The organism is Microbacterium sp. sgz311019 (assembly GCF_056135325.1).
Map to the genome: position 1 here is coordinate 500,278 of NZ_JBWAXO010000001.1, position 20,095 is coordinate 520,372.

The 20,095-nt window shown below is 70.4% G+C and carries 18 protein-coding genes and 2 tRNA genes; 12 read left to right on the top strand and 8 right to left on the bottom strand.

Features of this window, described 5'->3' with window-relative positions; all coding sequences use genetic code 11:
• Positions 1-34 precede the first annotated feature (34 nt).
• The gene (locus AC0NZN_RS02375) at positions 35-295 is read left to right on the top strand and encodes a hypothetical protein (RefSeq protein ID WP_474590657.1); all 261 of its coding nucleotides are present in this window, start codon (positions 35-37) and stop codon (positions 293-295) included.
• Between the two features lie 25 nt (positions 296-320).
• Here the strand turns inward: AC0NZN_RS02375 and yczR are convergent, their stop codons facing one another.
• Positions 321-1,757 carry a MocR-like transcription factor YczR gene (gene yczR / locus AC0NZN_RS02380; RefSeq protein WP_474590658.1) on the bottom strand — a complete coding sequence of 479 codons (1,437 nt, stop codon included), beginning with the start codon at positions 1,755-1,757 and terminating at the stop codon, positions 321-323.
• A gap of 61 nt (positions 1,758-1,818) precedes the next feature.
• On the opposite strand from yczR, the gene yczE reads away from it, so the two are divergent.
• From yczE to AC0NZN_RS02415, 7 genes are all read left to right on the top strand, one after another.
• Positions 1,819-2,451, top strand: coding sequence for a membrane protein YczE (yczE, locus tag AC0NZN_RS02385; RefSeq protein WP_474590659.1), 633 nt, complete (start codon positions 1,819-1,821; stop codon positions 2,449-2,451).
• Positions 2,442-2,514 (top strand) — tRNA-Arg (locus AC0NZN_RS02390). Before yczE ends, AC0NZN_RS02390 begins: the two co-directional genes overlap by 10 nt.
• Before the next feature lie 64 nt (positions 2,515-2,578).
• The gene (gene orn / locus AC0NZN_RS02395) at positions 2,579-3,205 is read left to right on the top strand and encodes an oligoribonuclease (RefSeq protein ID WP_474590660.1); all 627 of its coding nucleotides are present in this window, start codon (positions 2,579-2,581) and stop codon (positions 3,203-3,205) included.
• Positions 3,206-3,244: 39 nt separating this feature from the next.
• Positions 3,245-3,320 (top strand) — tRNA-His (locus AC0NZN_RS02400).
• Between the two features lie 53 nt (positions 3,321-3,373).
• The gene (locus AC0NZN_RS02405; protein WP_474590661.1) at positions 3,374-3,724 is read left to right on the top strand and encodes a metallopeptidase family protein; all 351 of its coding nucleotides are present in this window, start codon (positions 3,374-3,376) and stop codon (positions 3,722-3,724) included.
• Positions 3,721-4,011, top strand: a complete 291-nt coding sequence (gene clpS, locus AC0NZN_RS02410; RefSeq protein WP_474590662.1) for an ATP-dependent Clp protease adapter ClpS — start codon at positions 3,721-3,723, stop codon at positions 4,009-4,011. The genes AC0NZN_RS02405 and clpS overlap by 4 nt, the downstream gene beginning before the upstream one ends.
• Positions 4,008-4,502 carry a DUF2017 family protein gene (locus tag AC0NZN_RS02415; protein WP_474590663.1) on the top strand — a complete coding sequence of 165 codons (495 nt, stop codon included), beginning with the start codon at positions 4,008-4,010 and terminating at the stop codon, positions 4,500-4,502. The genes clpS and AC0NZN_RS02415 overlap by 4 nt, the downstream gene beginning before the upstream one ends.
• A 17-nt stretch (positions 4,503-4,519) precedes the next feature.
• Here AC0NZN_RS02415 and AC0NZN_RS02420 read toward each other — a convergent pair whose 3' ends face one another.
• The 6 genes from AC0NZN_RS02420 to gatC are packed head-to-tail and all read right to left on the bottom strand — an operon-like array spanning position 4,520 to position 10,112.
• Entirely contained in the window at positions 4,520-5,113 is a 594-nt protein-coding gene (locus AC0NZN_RS02420; protein WP_474590664.1) for a nucleoside/nucleotide kinase family protein, read from the bottom strand.
• On the bottom strand, positions 5,091-5,429 hold the full coding sequence (locus AC0NZN_RS02425) for a hypothetical protein (protein ID WP_474590665.1): 339 nt from the start codon (positions 5,427-5,429) through the stop codon (positions 5,091-5,093). Before AC0NZN_RS02425 ends, AC0NZN_RS02420 begins: the two co-directional genes overlap by 23 nt.
• 48 nt (positions 5,430-5,477) lie before the next feature.
• Entirely contained in the window at positions 5,478-6,734 is a 1,257-nt protein-coding gene (locus AC0NZN_RS02430) for a DNA polymerase IV (RefSeq protein ID WP_474590666.1), read from the bottom strand.
• A gap of 47 nt (positions 6,735-6,781) precedes the next feature.
• The gene (gene gatB, locus AC0NZN_RS02435) at positions 6,782-8,296 is read right to left on the bottom strand and encodes an Asp-tRNA(Asn)/Glu-tRNA(Gln) amidotransferase subunit GatB (RefSeq protein WP_474590667.1); all 1,515 of its coding nucleotides are present in this window, start codon (positions 8,294-8,296) and stop codon (positions 6,782-6,784) included.
• The gene (gene gatA / locus AC0NZN_RS02440; RefSeq protein ID WP_474590668.1) at positions 8,296-9,816 is read right to left on the bottom strand and encodes an Asp-tRNA(Asn)/Glu-tRNA(Gln) amidotransferase subunit GatA; all 1,521 of its coding nucleotides are present in this window, start codon (positions 9,814-9,816) and stop codon (positions 8,296-8,298) included. Before gatA ends, gatB begins: the two co-directional genes overlap by 1 nt.
• Positions 9,813-10,112 carry an Asp-tRNA(Asn)/Glu-tRNA(Gln) amidotransferase subunit GatC gene (gene gatC, locus AC0NZN_RS02445; RefSeq protein ID WP_474590669.1) on the bottom strand — a complete coding sequence of 100 codons (300 nt, stop codon included), beginning with the start codon at positions 10,110-10,112 and terminating at the stop codon, positions 9,813-9,815. Before gatC ends, gatA begins: the two co-directional genes overlap by 4 nt.
• 118 nt (positions 10,113-10,230) lie before the next feature.
• Between gatC and AC0NZN_RS02450 the strand changes: the two genes are divergently transcribed.
• Genes AC0NZN_RS02450 through AC0NZN_RS02465 form a run of 4 tightly spaced genes read left to right on the top strand, consistent with a single transcriptional unit; the run spans position 10,231 to position 17,739 of the window.
• On the top strand, positions 10,231-10,941 hold the full coding sequence (locus AC0NZN_RS02450) for a hypothetical protein (RefSeq protein ID WP_474590670.1): 711 nt from the start codon (positions 10,231-10,233) through the stop codon (positions 10,939-10,941).
• A 2-nt stretch (positions 10,942-10,943) separates the two neighbouring features.
• Positions 10,944-12,473, top strand: coding sequence for a DNA polymerase Y family protein (locus AC0NZN_RS02455; protein WP_474590671.1), 1,530 nt, complete (start codon positions 10,944-10,946; stop codon positions 12,471-12,473).
• A complete protein-coding gene (locus AC0NZN_RS02460; RefSeq protein ID WP_474590672.1) occupies positions 12,473-15,982 on the top strand; it encodes an error-prone DNA polymerase in 3,510 nt (1,169 codons plus the stop codon). Before AC0NZN_RS02455 ends, AC0NZN_RS02460 begins: the two co-directional genes overlap by 1 nt.
• A 53-nt stretch (positions 15,983-16,035) precedes the next feature.
• Positions 16,036-17,739 carry a long-chain-fatty-acid--CoA ligase gene (locus AC0NZN_RS02465; protein ID WP_474590673.1) on the top strand — a complete coding sequence of 568 codons (1,704 nt, stop codon included), beginning with the start codon at positions 16,036-16,038 and terminating at the stop codon, positions 17,737-17,739.
• Between the two features lie 4 nt (positions 17,740-17,743).
• Here the strand turns inward: AC0NZN_RS02465 and ligA are convergent, their stop codons facing one another.
• Positions 17,744-20,080, bottom strand: a complete 2,337-nt coding sequence (ligA, locus tag AC0NZN_RS02470) for an NAD-dependent DNA ligase LigA (RefSeq protein ID WP_474590674.1) — start codon at positions 20,078-20,080, stop codon at positions 17,744-17,746.
• Positions 20,081-20,095 lie beyond the last annotated feature (15 nt).

The following is a 20,095-nucleotide window of genomic DNA, read 5'->3' on the forward strand; positions in this document are numbered from 1 at the left end:
TTATCTTCTATATGAGGGGGTTTCAATGACGACGATGATCGAACGAACACTGCTCCGCGATGACTCTTTGACGCTCGACCGGAGCCTCGGCGTCCGCGCCATCCGCGTGGGCCCGGGTCGCTGGCGAATCCTCGATGCTGCGGGACGCGCGCTCGGGCACGTGACGATGGATGCTTCGCCGACCGATGTCCGCTACCGAGCGCAGCGCTTCCATGCGCCGACGCGCGTCTTCCGGGAGGTCGGGCAGTTCTGGTCCGCAGACGACGCGGTCGCGGCACTCCGGTACTCGCGATGAACCGCCTGCTGTCATCCCGATCCGGTCAGACCACCGCTTCGAGCCGGCCGACGAGATCGGCCGGCGCACCATCCCGAACGCGCTCCCAGCTGTCCGCGAGGATCTCCACCGCGCGCTCGAGGTCGGCGGGCGGAACCGTGTACGGCAGACGGAGGCGGGCGTCGTGTCCGCCGTCCACGCCGAACAGAGGTCCGGCTGAGACCAGGAGGCCCGAGGAGCGGGCATCGAGCACCAGACTCGTGCTGAGCGGTGCGTCCAGCCCGATCCACAGGGCGACTCCCCCCGATGGCCGCGGGACATCCCACGTGGGAAGCCGCTTCGCGAGGGCGGCGATCGCGGTATCGCGCCCGTCGCGCAGCAGGTCGGACCGCTGGGGAAGGATGGTGTCGAGCGACTCGACGAGGCGCTGGGCGATCGCCTGCTCGAGTTCGGGGGTTCCCAAGTCGTACGCAGAGCGGAGTGCCGCGAGACGGCGGATGAGCGACGCGTCCGCCCGGATCCATCCGACCCGCAGACCGCCCCACACGGTCTTGCCGAGGGAACCGATGCGCACCAGCTCGACGCCCCGCTCGCCGGCGCCGGCACCGAAGGGCGGGAGCAACTGCCCGCGGTCGATGTCGAGGTCGGCGGTCGTCTCGTCGATGACCAGGACGGTCCCCGACCGCGCCGCCGCGGAGATGATCGCCTCGCGCTCCTGGACGCCCATGGAGCTTCCGGTGGGGTTCTGGAAGTCCGGCATCAGGTACGCGACGGTGGGAAGGGTCCGCGCGAACGCCTGCGTCGCCCTGTCGATGTCCCAGCCGGACTCGGCCGACACAGGCACGGGCACGAGACGTGCTCCGGCCCGGCGCAACGCCTCCGCGGCATGCGGGTAGGTCGGCGTCTCGATCACGGCACGGTCGCCGCGGGAGACGAGAAGCGATGCGAGGAGGTGGATCGCGCTCTGCGCGCCCGAGGTCACCATGATCTCCTCCGGCGCCGTAGGCACGCCCGAGCGCGTGTAGCGATCGGCGATCGCCCGCCGCAGGCCGTTGCCACCGATGATGTCGTACCCGTGTCGGCCGAGGAGCGATGTGGCCGACGCCATCACATCGGACACGACACCGCCGAGGCCAGGCCACGCCGGCGGGCACGCCTGCTGGAGGTCGAGATCGCCCTCGCGCGCACCGAGTGCCGCCGCCCCGCCGGATCGCGCACCGGGCAGCGTGACACTGCCCGAGCCGCGGACGCTCTCGATGTGGCCGGAGTCGCGCAGGCTCCGGTACGCGGTGGCGATGGTCGTGCGGCTGACCCGCAGCGCCACCGCAAGTTCGCGCTCGGCGGGAAGCGCGGTGCGGGGTGCGATCCTGCCGTCGAGGCAGAGCACGCGGATGCCGTCGGCCAGGGCCTCGTAGGCGGGCTCGCGCGTGCGCCATCCGCCGAGCTGCATCGCGAGGGCACGGGCCGACAATCGGGAGTCCATGCATCCACAATATGTGAATTGGACCGTAGTGACCAGGCCACTTATGCGATTGGATTGCTCTATGTCGCGTCGTGTGATCCAGCTGCTCGTCGGGCTCGCCCTCTACGGCTTCGCCGACGGACTCTGCGTGCAGGCAGGGCTCGGGCTCGACCCGTGGACGGTCTTCGCGCAGGGCGTGTCGGTGCACACGGGCATCGGCATCGGCTGGATCACCAACATCATCGGACTCCTCGTGCTGCTGCTGTGGATCCCGCTGCGGCAGAAGCCCGGCCTCGGCACGATTCTCAACATCCTGCTCGTAGGCACGGTCATCCAGCTGACGGTCACGGTCGTGCCCGTGGCATCCAGTCTGCCCGCGCAGATCGCGATGCTCCTGACGGGGGTGATCCTCGTGGCCGTCGCCAGCGGCCTCTACATCGGCGCCCACTTCGGCCCTGGGCCGCGCGACGGGCTCATGACGGGGATGCACTCGCGGTTCGGCTGGCCGATCTGGGCGTGCCGGCTGGGCGTCGAGTCGACCGTTCTCGTCGTGGGATGGTTCCTCGGCGGCACCGTGGGCATCGGGACGGTCATCTTCGCCCTCGGCATCGGCCCGCTCGTGCACGTGGCGCTGCCGCTCTTCGACTCGCGCAGGCGGTGGGGTCGTCGCACCCGCGGGGCGGAAGGTAGCCTGGAGGGACCTCTCCCCCAGTAGCTCAGTGGATAGAGCAGCGGCCTTCTAATCCGCCGGTCAGGTGTTCGAATCACCTCTGGGGGGCCGCATCCGTCGTCGCCGTCCGCCGCCTGGACGGGGTGTCCGGCGCCGTCGTTAGGATGGGCGCATGGTGGGAAGCTCCGAGAACGACCGGCTCGTCTGGATCGACTGCGAGATGACGGGCCTCGATCCGGAGATCGACGAGCTCGTGGAGATCGCGGTCATCGTCACGGACTTCGAGCTGCGACCTCTCGACGACGGCTTCCAGATCGTCATCAAGCCCGATGCCTCGGCACTCGAGCACATGAGCGACTTCGTCACCAACATGCACCGCGCCTCGGGACTCCTGGACGAGATCCCCCACGGCGTCACGACGGCGGACGCCGAGTTCCAGGTGCTCGAATACATCCAGCGCTTCGTGGTCACCGAAGGCAAGGCTCCGCTCGCTGGGAACACGATCGGGACGGACCGCATGTTCCTCGCCAAGTACATGCCGCGAGTCGACCGATGGCTGCACTACCGGAACATCGATGTGTCGAGCGTCAAAGAGCTCTCCCGCCGCTGGTTCCCGCGTGCGTACATCCACGCCCCGGTCAAGGACGGCGGCCATCGCGCCCTCGCCGACATCCGCGAGTCGGTCCGCGAGCTCGCCTATTATCGCCAGGCGGTCTTCGTCCCGCAGCCCGGACCGACGAGCGAGACGGCGCGGGCCGCGGCCGATGCCGCCGTGTCGTCGTACGCTCCGCAGATGTGAGAGAATCGTCTGGCTGCCCGCGCGAGCGGGTGTGACTTGGTGGGTATAGCTCAGTTGGTAGAGCACCTGGTTGTGGTCCAGGGGGTCGCGGGTTCAAGTCCCGTTACTCACCCCAATCGAACGGGGCGCCCAGGCGCCCCGTTCGCGTAAGAAGCGAATGAGCGCCGCATGGTGGAGATGGATGCCGAGACCTTCGAGGCGCTCGTGATCGATGAGCTCGACCAGCTCCCGGACGACATGGTCGACGGCCTCGAGAACGTCGTCTTCGCCGTGGAGGCCCGTCCCGAGGACGGCAGTCTCGACCTCCTCGGACTGTACGACGGCCTCGCACTGACCGAGCGCGACCGCTACGGGATGGGCGAGCTGCCCGACCGCATCATCGTGTACCGCGAACCGCATCTGGCGGCATGCGACGACGAGGACGAACTGCGCGACGAGGTGCACACGACGCTCGTCCACGAGATCGCCCACTTCTACGGCATCGACGACGACCGGCTCCACGAGCTGGGGTGGGCATGATCGCCGGCACGGCACCCGACATCCGCGAGGACATCGACCTCGCCGATCTCGCGTCGTCGCCCTGGCAGACCGTGGTCTGGAACGACCCCGTGAACCTGATGTCCTACGTCGTGCATGTGTTCCGCACGTACTTCGGCTACTCCACGCCCGAGGCCACGCGACTCATGCTGGCCGTGCACAACGACGGGCACGCCGTCGTCGCCGAGGGCGCCCGCGAGCAGATGGAGTTGCACACGCAGGCGATGCACGACTACGGCCTGTGGGCCACGGTGCGGAGGGCCGGATGACCGATCTGATCGTCGACATGAGCCGGATCGAGGCCGCGCACCTCATGGGGCTCGTCGGCCAGTTCCTCGATGTCCTGGATGCGTCGGCCCCCGGCGACTCCACGGATCCCGCCGTCCACCGCCTCACCCCGGACGCCTACCCGGAGGATGGCGACGCATCCGCCGAATTCCGCTCCATGACGCAGTCGGACCTGCTCGACCGCCGTCGCGGCGACGCCCGCGTCGTACTCGCAGGTCTCGCGAACGCGGGCGCCGACCCCGAGGCCCTCACCGAGGAGAACTCTCTCGACATCGTCTCGCTCCGCCTCTCGACGGACGACATCGCATCGTGGCTGCGTGCGCTCGCCGCCCTGCGGCTCGTCCTCGCCGAGCGGCTCGGGATCGCCAGCGAGGACGATCACGACGATCAAGACCCGCGATTCGCCGTCTACGATTGGCTCGGCTACCGCCTGGACGCGCTCGTCCAAGAAGTCGACTCCCTGGAGGAGTGACCCGCCCGCCCGTCCGGTCAGGGGATGCGGAAGACGTGCGTCGCCAGCCCGGCCGGCTCGTCGCGCGCGAGGTGACGTTCCTCCTGCTCGGCCCAGCGCGTCCAGTGCGGGCGGAATGTGTCGCCGTCGCGCGTGAGCGCACGGTGCTTGCGAGAGGACTCCGGCGACTCCAGCCACACGCGGATGTCGCTCATCCGACTGGTCCGCGGAGTGAGGATGCCGCATCCCTCGATCACCAGCGGAAGCGCGGGATCCACGGCATGCGACTCGGCGTAGGCGTCGGCATCCCACGCCCACCGCTGCCAGGTGCCGACCAGCCCGCGCGCGTGCGGCGCGAGAATCAGCTCGCGCGCGGTCTCGACGCCGTCGGCCATACCGTCCCACCCCGGGTACAGAGAGTCGAGCGCCACGTACTGCACGGGCCCGCGCAAGGGCCACCGCGCGACCAGTTCGCGGGCGAGACTCGTCTTGCCTGCCCCGCTGCGCCCGTCGATGAGCACGACGGGATTCGACGCCGACACGGCGCGCACGGCGTCGACGAGGGTGGATGCCGCGGCATCCAGCGCGATCTGGACCGGGTCGGGATTCCTACTTGAAGGCGCGGATGACACGGCTGATGGCGCGACCCGCGCGGCCGATGGCGAAGCCGGCGACGAACAGGAACGGCACGGCGACCGCCAGGAGGGCGACGGGGTTCGGCTCGAACCGGACGCTCCCACCGCTGCCGATGTACGCGCCGACCGGGACGGCGTAGCCGCCCCCACCGCCACCGCCGTTGCCGGCCTCATCCGAACCGCCGCCGAAGCCTGACCAGGTCATCGCCACGGGGATCACAGTGACGCCGTCGACATCCTGCTTCTCACCGTAGGCGCTCTTCACGCCGAAGTCCGTTGCCTGCCGACCGAGATCGAGTGCGAGATTGGGCATGCGTCCACGGTAGCGCGCTCACGCCCGCGGCGGGATGGCGTATCGCCGTCACTGCGAAGACGGCCGGGGATTCGACGGCAGCGACCCGCCGCCGCGGGAGGGGCCGAGGTGAGTCGCACGCGTCACCGCACCCCGCCCGAACCGGGCCGTCGCTCCGTCCAGCGCGTCCTCGACGCGGCGCCAGTCCTCGTCGTCGTCCCACAGCGCGAGGCCGTTGGCCTCTGCGACCTGCAGCCGTTCGCCGCGCACACCGATGAGCCGGACGGGCTGGTAGCGGTCGACGGACTCGAAGAGCTCCACCGCCGCCTCCCCGATCCGCTGGCTCACCGAGGTGGGCTCGGGCAGCGTCTGCGACCGACTGATCGTCGTGAAGTCGGCGAACCGCAGCTTGAGCGCCACCGTCCTCGCCTCCCATCCTCCCTGACGAAGACGCGCCCCGACGCGGTCGGCCAGCCGCCGCAGTTCGGATCGCAGGATGACCGCATCCGAGATGTCCTCGTGGAAGGTCTCCTCGTGGCCGATGCTCTTCTCGATCCGCTGCGTATCGACCTCCCGCGCGTCGATGCCGCGGGCCAAGTGCCAGATCCGTTCGCCCATCGCCGGCCCCAGGGCACGGTCGAGCACCGGCCGCGGAGTGGCCAGCACATCGGCGACCGTGTGGATGCCCCGCCCCTCGAGGGCCTCGGCCGACTTGGGACCGACTCCCCAGAGCGCGCGGACCGGGCGGGCGGCGAGGAAGGCCTGCGTGTCGGGGCCGGCGACGATCAGCAGTCCGTCGGGCTTGCTGATCGTGGAGGCCATCTTCGCGACGTGTTTGGTGGCGGCCACCCCGATGCTGCAGGTCAGTCCGGTCTCGTCGAGCACCCGGGCCCGCAGCATGCGGGCGATGCGACCCGGACTCCCCCACAGCCGGCGCGCACCGCGCACGTCGAGGAACGCCTCATCGATCGACAGCGGCTCGACGAGCGGCGTGACGGACCGGAAGATGTCCATCACCCGCCGCGACAGCTCGACGTAGCGGTCGAAGTGCGGCTGCACGACGATCGCGGTCGGGCACAGGCGCAGCGCCTGAGAGACCGGCATCGCCGAGCGCACGCCGAAGCGGCGCGCCTCATACGATGCGCTGGAAACGACGCTCCGGCCCTCGGGCGCGCCCACGATGATCGGCTTGCCCTGCAGGGTCGGGTCATCGAGGACCTCCACCGAGGCGTAGAACGCATCCATGTCGACGTGCAGGATGCCGGTATCCGTGTCGTCCGCGTCGTCGGGCGAGACGATGCGTCCCGATCCGTCGCCGCGTCCCATGGTCCGATTCTCTCTCGCACGGCCGACACACAGCGGTGCCGCCGTCGCTACTGCTGCGCGCGCTCCAGGACGAGCTCGCGTACGCGTGCGGCGTCGGCCTGACCCTTCATCGCCTTCATCACGGCGCCGATGACCGCGCCGGCGGCCTGCACCTTGCCGTCGCGGATCTTCTCGAGCACATCGGGCTGGGCAGCGAGGGCGTCGTCGATCGCCGCGATGAGCGCGCCGTCGTCCGATACGACCGCGAGGCCGCGGGCATCCACGACCTCCTGCGGCGAGCCTTCACCGGCGATCATGCCCTCGAGCACCTGGCGGGCGAGCTTGTCGGTGAGCGTGCCAGCCTCGACGAGACCCTGCAACTGGGCGACGCCCTCGGGAGTGACGAGGTCGGAGGCGTCGCGCTGCTGCTCGTTCGCGACACGGGTGATCTCGCCCGTCCACCACTTGCGGGCGGCAGCGGGCGTGGCGCCCGCCGCGACCGTCGCTTCGACGACCTCGACCAGACCGCCGTTGGCGACGTCCTGGAACTCGAGATCAGTGAAGCCCCAGTCGGCCTTCAGGCGGCGTCGGCGCACAGCGGGCTGCTCGGGAAGGGCCGCGCGCAGCTCCTCGATCAGCTCAGGTGCGGGGACGACAGGGAGCAGATCGGGCTCGGGGAAGTATCGATAATCGTCGGCGTCGGACTTGGGACGCCCGGGTGAGGTCGTGCCGGTGTCCTCGTGCCAGTGGCGGGTCTCCTGGATGATCGTGCCGCCGGCGGCGAGGATCGCGGCCTGGCGCTGGATCTCGTAACGGACGGCGCGCTCGACCGAGCGCATCGAGTTGACGTTCTTCGTCTCGGTGCGGGTGCCGAGCTTCTCCTGACCGTGCGGCCGCAGCGAGACGTTCGCGTCGCAGCGCAGGTTGCCGCGCTCCATGCGCGCCTCCGAGATGCCGAGGCCGATCACGATCTCGCGGATCGCGCGGACATAGGCGGCGGCGAGCTTCGGCGCACGGCCCTCCGCGCCGAAGATCGGCTTCGTGACGATCTCGATGAGCGGCACGCCCGCGCGGTTGTAGTCCACGAGCGAGTACTCCGCGCCCTGGATCCGCCCGGTGGAGCCGCCGATGTGCGTCAGCTTGCCGGCATCCTCTTCCATGTGCGCACGCTCGATCGGGACCTGGAAGAGCGTGCCGTCCTCGAGCTCGATCTCGACTTCGCCCTCGAACGCGATGGGTTCGTCGTACTGCGAGATCTGGTAGTTCTTGCCGAGGTCGGGGTAGAAGTAGTTCTTCCGGGCGAAGCGGCTCGACGGCGCGATCGAGCAGCCGAGAGCGAGACCCAGGCTGATCGAGTAGCGCACCGCCTGCTCGTTGACGACCGGGAGCGCACCGGGCAGACCCATGTCGACGGGCGCGACCAGCGTGTTCGGCGCCGCGTCGTGCTGTGCGGGATGCGCCGGGTTCGGCGCGGCCGAGAACATCTTGGTCTCGGTGTTCAGCTCGACGTGCACTTCGAAGCCGAGGACGGGCTCGAACCGCTCGAGCGCCTCGTCGAAGTCCATCAGCGCGTCCTTCGCCATCAGCGGGACCCTCCGTTCGCAGTGAGCACCGGGGCGCGGTCGAGCAGGGGACCGCCCCATCCGTCTTCGAGGATCGCCTCGAGCGCCGCACCCACGCGGTACAGGCGCGCGTCCTTGCGGACCGGGGCGAGGAACTGGATGCCGACGGGCAGCCCGTCCTCGGCGGCGAGCCCGGACGGCACCGAGATGCCGGGGACTCCGGCGAGGTTCGCCGGGATCGTCGTCACATCGTTGAGGTACATCTGCATCGGGTCGTCGATCTTCTCGCCGAGGCGGAAGGCCGTGGTGGGCGCCGACGGCGTCGCGATGATGTCGACCTGTGCGAACGCCTCGTCGAAGTCGCGCTGGATCAGGGTGCGCACCTTCTGCGCCGAGCCGTAGTAGGCGTCGTAGTAGCCCGCCGACAGCGCGTAGGTGCCGAGGATGACGCGGCGCTTGACCTCGTCGCCGAATCCCGCGTCGCGCGTGGCGGCCATGACGTCCTCGACGGTGCCGCCGGCCACGTCGACGCGGAGGCCGAAGCGCACCGAGTCGAACTTCGCGAGGTTGCTGGATGCCTCGGCCGGAAGGATCAGGTAGTAGGCGGCGACGCCGTACTCGAAGTGCGGAGCGCTGATCTCGACGATCTCGGCGCCCTGCGCCGCCATCACGGCCAGGGCCTCGCGGAACGACGCCGAGACGCCAGGCTGGAAGCCTGCATCCGGAAGCTCGCGGATGACGCCGACCTTCAGGCCCTTGAGCACGTCGCCTCGTGCGCCTTCGCGAGCAGCGGCGGCGAACGACGGCCAGGTCTCGGCGAGCGAGGTCGAGTCGTGCCGGTCGTGGCCGCCGATGACGTCGTGGAGGAGCCCGGCGTCGAGCACCGTCCGCGTCACGGGGCCGACCTGGTCGAGACTCGAGGCGAGGGCGATCGCGCCGTAGCGGCTGACGCCGCCGTACGTCGGCTTGACGCCGACCGTGCCGGTCACGTGCGCCGGCTGGCGGATGGAGCCGCCGGTGTCGGAGCCGAGTGCCAGCGGCGCCTCGAAGGAGGCCACGGCCGCGGCGGAGCCGCCGCCGGAGCCGCCCGGGATGCGGTCGAGGTCCCACGGGTTGTGCGTGGGGCCGTACGCCGAGTGCTCGGTGGAGGAGCCCATGGCGAACTCGTCCATGTTGGTCTTGCCGAGCGGCACCAGGCCCGCGGCGCGCGAGCGGGCGACGACGGTCGCGTCGTAGGGCGACATGTAGCCCTCGAGGATCTTCGATCCGCTCGTGGACGGCATGTCGGTGGTGACCAGCACGTCCTTGATGGCGAGCGGGACGCCGGCGAGCTCGTGGAGCTGCTCTCCCGCCGCGCGGCGGCGGTCGATCTCGGCGGCCACGTCGAGCGCGGCGCCGTTGACGTGGAGGAAGGCGTGGATGTCGGCATCCACCGCCGCGATGCGGTCGAGGTGCGCCTGCGTGGCCTCGACGCTCGACACCTCGCGCGCGGCGAGCTTCTCGGCGAGGGCCGCGGCGGAAAGGCGGGTGAGGTCGGTCACTGCTCTTCTCCCAGGATCGCGGTCACGCGGAAGCGGCCGTCGGCGGCGTCGGGCGCGTTCTGCAGCGCCTGGTCGACGGTGAGCGTGTCGCCGGGGACATCGGGGCGGAACACGTTCTCCAGCGCGACGGGATGACTCGTGGCGGGGACGTCCGGGGTGGCGACCTCGGACACCTTCGCGATGTTCGAGACGATCACGTCGAGCTGGCCGGTGAGGCGCTCGACCTCGACGTCGCTCAGCTGGATCCGGGCGAGCACACCGAGATGGCGCACGAGATCGGGGGTGATTTCAGACACCGCTCAAGTCTATGGGGCTCGATGGACACGCTTCATACGGTCCTCCTTCGCATCGAAGGACTGATGAACGACTCCCGATCGCATTGTCAATGTCGTACCTTCGTTCTACTCTCGATGCATGGCACTCACCCGCCCCGCTCCCGCCGACCTCGCGCAGCTGCGCGCTCGGCTCGCGCGCGTGGAGCGGCGGCAGGCCGACGTCCCCGTCCTTCCGGCGCCGTCCGCGCTCGCCGGCATCCTGCCCGAGCCGGGACTGCGGCGCGGATCGGTATACGCGCTGCCCCAGACATCCACGAGCCTGCTGCTGGCGATGCTGGCGGCGCCGTCGCGGGCGGGATCCTGGTGCGCGATCGTCGGGCATCCGGCGCTGGGGATCGAGGCCGCGGAGGACTACGGCATCGCGCTCGACCGGCTGGCGCTGGTGACCGAGCCCGGTCCGCGCTGGCTGTCCGTCGTCTCGGCGCTGGCCGAGGTGGTGCCGGTCATCGGCGTGCGGCCGGGGTCCGGCATCCGCCCGGCCGAGGCATCGCGGCTGAGCGCCCGGCTGCGCGATCGCGGCGGGGTGCTGCTGGTGAGCGGGTCGTGGCCGGATGCGCATGCCGTCCTGGAGGTGGAGGACCCGGTGTGGTCCGGACTCGAGGACGGCCACGGGCTGCTCGCCGCGCGCGAGGTGACGGTGAGCGTCGTGGGCCGTCGCTCCCCCGTCCCCCGGCGCGGACGGATGCAGCTGCCCGGACCGGAGGGCGCCTTCGTCGGTCTCTCTCCCGTGATCGCCGAGGCTCCGCGCATCCCGGCTCCTCTTTCTGCTGTTCTCTCGGCGGCGGGGTGATCATGCGCAGCATCGTGCTCGAGGTCCCGGACTGGCCGGTGATGGCCTATCTCCGTTCGATCGGCGACGGCGCGAGCGGCGAGGCCGCGCCGCCGATCGCGATCGTGCACGGCAACACGGTGGTCGCCTGCTCGCCCACCGCGCGCGCCGAGGGCATCCAGGTCGGGCGACGGCGGAGGGATGCGCAGGCCCGATGCCCCGAGCTGCGCATCGTGCCGGAGGACCTCGCCCGCGACCACCGCGAGTACCTCCCCGTCATCCGCGCCATCGAGGAGAGGGCGCCGGGCGTCCACGTCGTACGGCCCGGGCTGTGCGCCCTCCGCGCCCGCGGCCCCGCCCGTTACTACGGCGGCGAGCGCGAGGCCGCGCGCGTGCTGCGGGAGGTCCACGCCGGGCTCGGGCTCGCCGAGGTGCGTGGCGGCGTCGCCGACGGCCTGTTCACGGCCGAGCAGGCGGCTCGTCGTGCGGGAGGCGACGACCGGGTGCGGGTCATCCCTCCCGGCGGCTCCGCGCCTTTTCTCGCGCCGCTGTCGGTGACAGAGCTCGACGACCCCGATCTCGCGGACCTCCTCGTCCGGCTCGGCGTGCGCACGCTCGGGGCGTTCGCCGCGTTCGACGAGAACCAGGTGCAGGCACGCCTCGGCGAGCGAGGCGTGCGGCTGCGGGCCCTCGCCGGTGGCGCCGACTCCAGCCCGGTGACACCGAGTCCGCCGCCGCCGGAGCTCGAACGTGCCATCGCGTTCGAGCCGCCCCTCGAGTCCGCGGATCAGGTCGCCTTCGCGGTGCGGACGACCGCGGAGGCGTTCATCGCCGCGGTGGACGCCGCCGGCCTCGTCTGCACCGAGGTGCGGATCGAACTCGCCGACGAGGAGGGCGGCCGCTCCGAGCGCGTGTGGCAGCATCCGGCATGCTTCTCCGCAGCGGAGATCGTCGACCGGGTGCGCTGGCAGCTGGAGGGCGCGGGCCTGTCCGCACGGGTCGCGCGCGTCCAGATCGCGCCGGAGGCGGTGGATGCCGCGAACCGTCACCAGCCCGGCCTCTTCGGCCGGGGCAGCGATGAGCGGCTGCATCACGCGCTGTCCCGCGTGCAGGCCCTGCTCGGGCACACCGGCGTCGTGATCCCCGCGATCGGCGGCGGCAGGTGGCTGGCGGAACGGCAGGTGCTCGTGCCCTGGGGAGATCGGGGTCCCTCGCCCGAGGTGCGCAGCAGACCCTGGCCGGGATCCCTGCCCGAGCCGCGACCGACGACGGTCTTCCCCCGTCCGGTGCCCGTCGAGGTCCGCGCGGCCGACGGCGGTCCCGTGGAGATCGATGATCGCGGAATCCTGAACTCCGCTCCCGACGTGCTCCTGACCGACGGGACGACGAACACCGTCGTCGCCTGGACCGGCCCCTGGCCCATCACGGAACGGGAGTGGGATGCCACTCGACGTCGCCGTGCCCAGCGCTTCCAGGTGCTGGACGACGAGCAGAACGCCTGGCTGCTCGTCCGGGAGGACGGCCGCTGGTGGGCGGAAGGCAGGTACGACTGATGGGCTTCAACAATCCTCCGATCTCGTGGTCCGAGCTGGAGCATGCTCTCAGCGGCACGCGGCCTGATTCCATTCCCGCGGATGCGGACGGCGGCGACAGTCCGGCCTGGAGCCGCAAACGCGGCGCATACGTGGCTCCCCGGATCGAGCGTCCGGACGACGCCGTGCCGTACGCGGAGCTGCACGTCCACTCCACCTACTCGTTCCTCGACGGCGTCTCCTCCCCTGAGGAGCTCATCGAGGAGGCCGAGCGCCTGGGGCTCAGCGCACTGGCGATCACCGATCACGACGGGTTCTACGGCGCCTCCCGCTTCGCCGAGGCGGCGGAGTCTCGCCAGGTGCGGACGGTCTACGGCGCCGAGCTGTCCCTCGACCTCCCGCGGCCACAGACCGGCGAGCCCGATCCCGTCGGGACGCATCTGCTCGTCCTCGCCAGAGGCGAAGAGGGGTATCACCGCCTGTCCGGCGCCATCACACGTGCCCAGCTGCGAGGCCGGGAGAAGGGCCGGCCTCTCTACGACCTGGGCGATCTGTCCGACACCGGGCACGGTCACTGGGCCGTGCTGACGGGATGCCGCAAGGGCCCGGTCCGGCGCGCGCTGCACGAGTCGGGACCGGATGCCGCAGCCCAGGCGCTCGACCAGCTGACGGCGCTGTTCGGGCGCGACGGCGTCTACGTCGAGCTGTTCGCACACGGCGATCCCCTCGACGACCGGAGCAACGACATCCTGGCGGGGCTCGCCGCCGATCGCGGCCTGCCTGTCCTCGCGTCGGGGAACGTCCACTACGCCACTCCCGACCGCACCCGCCTGGCGAGTGTGGTCGCCGCCATCCGCGCCCGCCGCAGCATGGACGACCTGGACGGCTGGCTCCCCGCCCACGGCGGTGCGCACCTGCGCTCCGGCGCGGAGATGACGGCACGGTTCGCCCTGTATCCGGGTGCCGTTGCGCGCAGCGTCGAGCTTGCCGAGGAGCTCGCCTTCCCGCTCGCCCGCGCGCGGCCGGCGCTCCCGAAACAGGAGGTGCCGGAGGGCCACACGCCGATGTCGTACCTGCGCAAGCTCGTCTGGAATGCCGTCCCCGAGCGCTACCCACGGCTCGACGACGACGGCCGCACGCGGATCGCCCATGAGCTCGACGTCATCGAGCAGAAGGACTTCCCCGGCTACTTCCTCATCGTCCACGACATCGTCGCCGAGGCGCGAAGGCTCGGCATCCTGTGCCAGGGGCGGGGGTCCGCTGCATCCAGCGCCGTCTGCTACCTGCTGCGCATCACCGCCGTCGACCCGATCAAGTACAACCTGCCCTTCGAGCGTTTCCTCTCGGCTCTCCGCGACGAGGAGCCCGACATCGACGTGGACTTCGACTCCGACCGGCGCGAGGAGATCATCCAGTGGGTGTACCGCAGGTACGGGAGGGAGCGCTCCGCCCAGGTGGCGAACGTCATCCAGTACCGGCCGAAGAACGCGGTGCGCGATGTCGCTCGGGCACTCGGCTACTCCCCCGGTCAGCAGGACGCCTGGTCGAAGCAGGTCGAGCGGTGGGGTGCGTCACTGTCGACGGATGCCTCGCACGACATCCCCGATCAGGTCATCGAGTATGCCGGCGAGTTGCTGAAGGCGCCCCGGCACCTCGGCATCCACTCGGGCGGCATGGTGCTCACCGACCGTCCCGTCGGCGAGGTCGTCCCCATCGAGCATGCCCGGATGAAGGACCGCACCATCATCCAGTGGGACAAGGACGACTCGGCGTGGATGGGCCTCGTGAAGTTCGACCTGCTGGGTCTCGGGATGCTGTCCGCCCTCCAGCACTGCTTCGACCTGATCCACGAGACCACCGGAGAGAGGTGGGGACTCGACGAGATCCCGAAGGAGGAGCCAGCCGTCTACGACATGCTGTGCCGCGCCGACTCCATCGGCGTCTTCCAGGTGGAGTCGCGCGCCCAGATGGGTCTGCTCCCCCGGCTGCAGCCGCGCGAGTATTACGAGCTCGTGATCCAGATCGCGCTCATCCGCCCCGGTCCGATCCAGGGTGGCGCCGTGCACCCGTTCGTGCGCCGCAAGCTCGGTCAGGAGCCCGTCACCTACCCGCACGACGACCTCGAGCCGGTGCTCGAGCGCACCCGCGGCATCCCGATCTTCCAGGAGCAGCTCATGCAGATGGGCATGGTCATCGGCGATCTCAGCGGAGAGGATGCGGATCTCCTCCGCCGCGCGATGGGCTCGAAGCGCGGGATCGAGCGCATCGAGTCGCTGAAAGCGAAGCTCTATGCCGGCATGAAGCGGCACGGTCTGACGGATGCCGAGGCCGACGCGATCTACACCCGCATCCAGGCGTTCGCGAACTTCGGCTTCGCCGAGTCGCACTCGCTGTCGTTCGCGCTGCTGGTGTACGCGAGCTCATGGATCAAGCTGCACTACCCCGCCGCATTCCTCACCGGGCTCCTGCGCGCTCAGCCGATGGGGTTCTACTCCGCGGCGACCCTCGTCGCCGACGCGCGGCGACACGGTGTCGAGGTGCTGCGGCCCGACCTGCGCCTCTCCGGCGCGCTCGACGGGATGGAGGCGCTCAGCGACGACCGCCGCCCGATCCCGACCCCCACTCCACACGGCACCGGCGCGCCGCTGGGCCCGCACGCCGGAGGCTCCGCGCAACGCGAAGGGATGCGTGGAGTGGCGTGGGGAGGGGCCTCCGGGGACATGGGCCCTGGTCTCGACTCCTGTCTGGAGCGCGATCAGCCTCCGATCGGCGACTTCGACCGGGACGCTCCCGACGTGTCCGCCTCGCATCGCCGGGACAGCGCCTTCGCCGTGCGGCTCGGCCTCGCCGGCGTGAAGGGCGTGGGAACGGCGACGGCGGAGCGCATCGTGGCCGAGCGGGAGGCGCACGGCCACTACCTCGACCTGAACGACCTGGCACGGCGCACCGGCGTCACGGCGGCCCAGCTCGAGGCGCTGGCGACCGCCGGCGCCTTCGACTGCTTCGGTCTGACCCGACGCGAGGCGATCTGGCTCGCGGGCTCTGCGGCGCAGGAGCGGCCAGAGCTCCTTCCCGGCACCGCAGTCTCCGTCCAGCCGCCGCTGTTCCCCGATCCGACGAGTTTCGAGGTGCTCGCCGACGACCTGTGGGCGACGGGGGTGTCGACCGACGACCATCCGATCGCGCACTTCCGTCCGGCGCTGGACGAGCGCGGCGTGGTCTCCTCCGCAGCACTGCGGACCGCGGAGACCGGCAGACGCATCGAGGTGGCGGGACTGGTGACGCACAGGCAGCGACCGGCCACGGCATCCGGCATCACCTTCCTCAATCTCGAGGACGAGCACGGTCTCATCAACGTCATCTGCTCGATGGGGGTGTGGACTCGCCATCGCCGGGTCGTCCGCGACTCCCACGCGCTGATCGTCCGCGGGATGCTGGAGCGCTCTCCCGAGGGGGTGACGAATCTCCTCGCCGACGGCTTCGAGGACCTGCGGGTCGGGGTGCGCCACGCCTCACGCGACTTCCACTGAGGTCGACAGACGGCACCCTCACCCCAATCCTGACCGACCCGTAGGCTGAGCGCGTGACCGACTACGACCCGCCCCGGCCCTGGATCGCCAGCTACGCCGCCGGCGTCCCCGCCGACCTCGAACCCGTCTCCGGTTCGCTCGTCGACATCGTCGCCGCATCCGTCCGCGACTATCCGGATGCTCCCGCTCTGCAGTTCTTCGGGGCCGAGACGACGTACCGCCGCATGCAGGAGCAGATCGACCGGGCCGCAGCGGGACTGCGCGCTCTCGGCGTCGGCCATGGCGACACGGTCGCGATCGTGCTGCCCAACTGCCCGCAGCACATCGTCGCGTTCTACGCGATCCTGCGCCTCGGCGCTGTCGTGATCGAGCACAATCCGGTCTACACGCCGCGCGAGCTGCGCAAGCAGTTCGAAGACCATGGCGCCAAGACCGCGATCGTCTGGAGCAAGGTCGTCAAGACCGTCCAGGACTTCCCCGCGGATCTCGCCGTCACCAACCTGATCTCGGTCGACGTCACCAAGGCGATGCCGTTCGGCACGCGCCTGGCCCTGCGCCTGCCGATCGCCAAGGCGCGCGAGTCGCGGGCGGCACTCCACGAGAGGGTCTCGGGAACGCTCGAATGGGAGACGCTGCTGCGCTCCGACCCGCTTCCCGCGACGCATCCGAAGCCTGCCACCGACGACCTCGCGATCATCCAGTACACGAGCGGCACGACGGGAACCCCGAAGGGCGCGGCCCTCACCCATCGCAACCTGCTCTCCAACGCCGCGCAGGCGCGAGCGTGGGTGCCGCAGATCGTGCGCGGCAGGGGATGCGTCGTCTACGCGGTCCTGCCCATGTTCCACGCCTACGGACTCACCCTCTGCTTGACGTTCGCGATGTCGATGGGTGCGCGGCTCGTGCTCTTCCCGCGCTTCGACCCCGACATGGTCCTCGCGGTGACGAAGAAGCATCCCGCGACCTTCCTCCCGCTCGTGCCGCCGATCGCCGAGCGCCTTCTCAGAGCGGCGCAGGAGCAGGGGGTGTCGCTCAAGGGCACCGAGGTCGCGATCTCGGGCGCCATGGCGTTGCCTCACGAACTCGTCGTCCCCTTCGAAGCCGCCTCCGGCGGCTACCTCGTCGAGGGCTATGGGCTGTCGGAGTGCTCGCCCGTGCTCATGGCGAACCCCGTCGCCGACAACCGGGTGCCGGGCACCGTCGGCCTCCCGCTCCCGGGCACGGAGTGCAGGGTCGTCGATCCCGACGAGCCGACGAAGGATGTCGAGCCTGGCGCCCCGGGCGAACTCGTGGTGCGGGGACCGCAGGTGTTCAGCGGCTACTACGGCAAGCCGGAGGAGACCGAGGCCTCGTTCACCGAAGGCTGGTATCGCACGGGCGACATCGTGACGATCGACGAGGCCGGTTTCGTCCGGATCGTCGACCGCATCAAGGAGCTCATCATCACGGGCGGCTTCAACGTCGCCCCGACCGAGGTCGAGAACGCCCTGCGCCAGCACCCTGATGTCGAGGATGCGGCGGTCGTCGGTCTTCCCAGCGAGCGCTCCGGCGAGGAGGTCGTCGCGGCCATCGTGCTCACCCCCGGTGTGAGCGATCCCGACGTCGAGGCGATACGCGATTTCGCCCGAGGCATCCTCACCCCCTATAAGGTGCCGCGGCGCATCTTCATCGTGGACGAGCTGCCGAAGTCGCTCATCGGCAAGGTGCTGCGGCGTCAGGTGCGGGAGTCGCTCCTCCAGCTGACGACCGGCTCCTGACGACTCAGTCGGACGGAAGGGCCTGCAGGGCCTCCGGCCCCTGAGTGACGAGCAGGTGGAACTGCGCCGCATCTAGAATCCGGACACCGAGCTCCTCGGCCTTCGCGAGCTTCGAGCCCGCACCGGGCCCGGCGGCCACGAAGTCCGTCTTCTTCGAGACGCTGGACGCTGCCTTTCCACCGGCCTGGATGATGGCCTCCTGCGCTCCCTCGCGCGTGTAGCCCTCCAGCGAGCCCGTCGCGACGACGGTCAGCCCCTCGAGCACACCGCCTGTGACGGCGGCCGCCCCGGGGCCGGGATGCCCCGGGATGGCCCATTGCACGCCGGCGGCCGTCCACTGCTCGACGATCTCGCGATGCCAGTCGACCTCGAACCACTCGATCAGCGAATCCGCGATGATGCCGCCGACGCCTTCGACCTCCGCGAGCTGCTCGCGGTCGGCCGCGCGGATCGCATCGAGCGAGCCGAACCACTGTGCCAGCGCGCGGGCCGCGACGGGCCCGACATGCCGGATGTTGAGGGCGACGAGCAGCCGCCACAGCTCCTTCGTCTTGGCCTTCTCGAGTTCGGCCAGGAGCTTGACCGCCGCAGCTGAGGGCTGCGGCCCCTCGATCCCCTGCTTCTTCTCGACGGCCGTCGGGTTGCGTCGGAACGGGGTCCGCCGCACGGGCTGGCCGGTGAGCTCGTCGACCTTCATCTCGCCGGTCTCCGAGTCGCGTACGACGACCGAGATCGGCACGAGGTCCTCGAGCGACAGGGAGAACAGGCCGGCCTCTGTCTCGAGCGGCGGCACGGACGGCGGCTCCGCCTGCGTGAGGGCGGCCGCGGTCACCTCGCCGAGCACCTCGATGTCGAGCGCGCCGCGCGAGCCGATGTGCTCGACGCGGCCCTGCACCTGCGCCGGGCACGAGCGGGCATTCGGGCAGCGCAGGTCGATATCGCCCTCCTTGGCCGGGCGCAGGGGGAAGCCGCACACGGGGCAGTTCGCGGGCATCACGAACTCGCGTTCGCTGCCGTCGCGCAGTTCGACGACCGGACCGAGGATCTCCGGGATGACGTCGCCCGCCTTGCGCAGCACGACCGTGTCCCCGATGAGCACTCCCTTCGCGCGGACGACGTCCTGGTTGTGGAGGGTCGCCTGCCGGACGACCGAGCCCGCGACCCGCGCGGGGGCCATCACCGCGTACGGGGTCGCGCGGCCTGTGCGACCGACCGAGACGACGATGTCGAGGAGCTTGGTGTTGACCTGCTCGGGCGGGTACTTGTACGCGATCGCCCATCGCGGTGCGCGGCTCGTGGCTCCGAGCTCGTCGTGCATCGCGAGGTCGTCGACCTTCACGACGATGCCGTCGATCTCGTGCTCGACGTCGTGGCGGTGCTCGCCGTAGTACGTGACGAAGTCGAGGACGCCGTCGATGTCGTCGCTCGTGCGGAAGTAAGGACTCGTCGGCAGTCCCCATCCCGCGAGCAGTCCGTACACCTCGCTCTGCGAGGTGACAGGCGGGCGGGCCCAGGCGCCGATGCCGTGCACGAAGAGTCGCAGCGACTCCAGGCGCGCCCGACCGGCCTCGAGCTCCAGGCCGTCCTTCTTGTCCAGCTGCTGACGCAATCCGCCGCTCGCGGCGTTGCGCGGATTCGCGAACGACGGGAACCGGCGCTCTGCGCTGATCAGCGCCTTCATCTCGTCGAAGCCCTTGCCGCGCGCTCGCGCCTCCTCGACGACCCGCTCGCGCAACTCGGCCTGGAAGGCGTTGAGCCGATCGAACGCGGCCACAGGGATGAAGACCTCGCCGCGCACCTCCACGATCGGCGGATGCCCGGTTCCGCTGAGGCGCTGCGGGATGCCGGCCACACGGAGGGCGTTGACGGTCACGTCCTCGCCCACCCTGCCGTCGCCCCGCGTCGCGGCGGAGCTGAGCACGCCGTTCTCGTACCGGAGGCTGATCGCGAGCCCGTCGATCTTCAATTCCGTCAGCCAGCGCACTCGGGTGCCGGCGGCGGACTGCGCCTTGACGCACCAGTCCCGCAGCTCGTCCGGCGAGAAGACGTTGTCGAGGCTCAGCATCCGCTCGGCATGCTCGACGGGCGCGAACTGCGTGTTCTCGGCGGCGCCGACGGTGAGCGTCGGCGAATCCTGGCTCTGCAGTTCGGGATAGAGCCGCTCGATCGCCTCGAGGCGATGCATCCATCCGTCGTACTCTGCGTCGTCGACCACCAGCGTGTCGCGCCCATAGTAGGCGTCCCGCGCTTCGATGATGCGCTCGGTGAGGCTCGCGGCCTCCGCACGCGCCTGGTCGAGGCTCAGATCGGGAAGTTCCTCGGTGGCTGCAGCATCCGTCACCCCGTCAGTCTAGGA

Bases quoted from the DNA above. Each gene is read 5' to 3' on its own strand.
- AC0NZN_RS02375 (WP_474590657.1), top strand. From the start codon at position 35: ATGATCGAACGAACACTGCTCCGCGATGACTCTTTGACGCTCGACCGG.
- yczR (WP_474590658.1), bottom strand. From the start codon at position 1,757: ATGGACTCCCGATTGTCGGCCCGTGCCCTCGCGATGCAGCTCGGCGGA.
- yczE (WP_474590659.1), top strand. From the start codon at position 1,819: ATGTCGCGTCGTGTGATCCAGCTGCTCGTCGGGCTCGCCCTCTACGGC.
- orn (WP_474590660.1), top strand. From the start codon at position 2,579: ATGGTGGGAAGCTCCGAGAACGACCGGCTCGTCTGGATCGACTGCGAG.
- AC0NZN_RS02405 (WP_474590661.1), top strand. From the start codon at position 3,374: ATGGTGGAGATGGATGCCGAGACCTTCGAGGCGCTCGTGATCGATGAG.
- clpS (WP_474590662.1), top strand. From the start codon at position 3,721: ATGATCGCCGGCACGGCACCCGACATCCGCGAGGACATCGACCTCGCC.
- AC0NZN_RS02415 (WP_474590663.1), top strand. From the start codon at position 4,008: ATGACCGATCTGATCGTCGACATGAGCCGGATCGAGGCCGCGCACCTC.
- AC0NZN_RS02425 (WP_474590665.1), bottom strand. From the start codon at position 5,429: ATGCCCAATCTCGCACTCGATCTCGGTCGGCAGGCAACGGACTTCGGC.
- AC0NZN_RS02430 (WP_474590666.1), bottom strand. From the start codon at position 6,734: ATGGGACGCGGCGACGGATCGGGACGCATCGTCTCGCCCGACGACGCG.
- gatB (WP_474590667.1), bottom strand. From the start codon at position 8,296: ATGGCGAAGGACGCGCTGATGGACTTCGACGAGGCGCTCGAGCGGTTC.
- AC0NZN_RS02450 (WP_474590670.1), top strand. From the start codon at position 10,231: ATGGCACTCACCCGCCCCGCTCCCGCCGACCTCGCGCAGCTGCGCGCT.
- AC0NZN_RS02455 (WP_474590671.1), top strand. From the start codon at position 10,944: ATGCGCAGCATCGTGCTCGAGGTCCCGGACTGGCCGGTGATGGCCTAT.
- AC0NZN_RS02460 (WP_474590672.1), top strand. From the start codon at position 12,473: ATGGGCTTCAACAATCCTCCGATCTCGTGGTCCGAGCTGGAGCATGCT.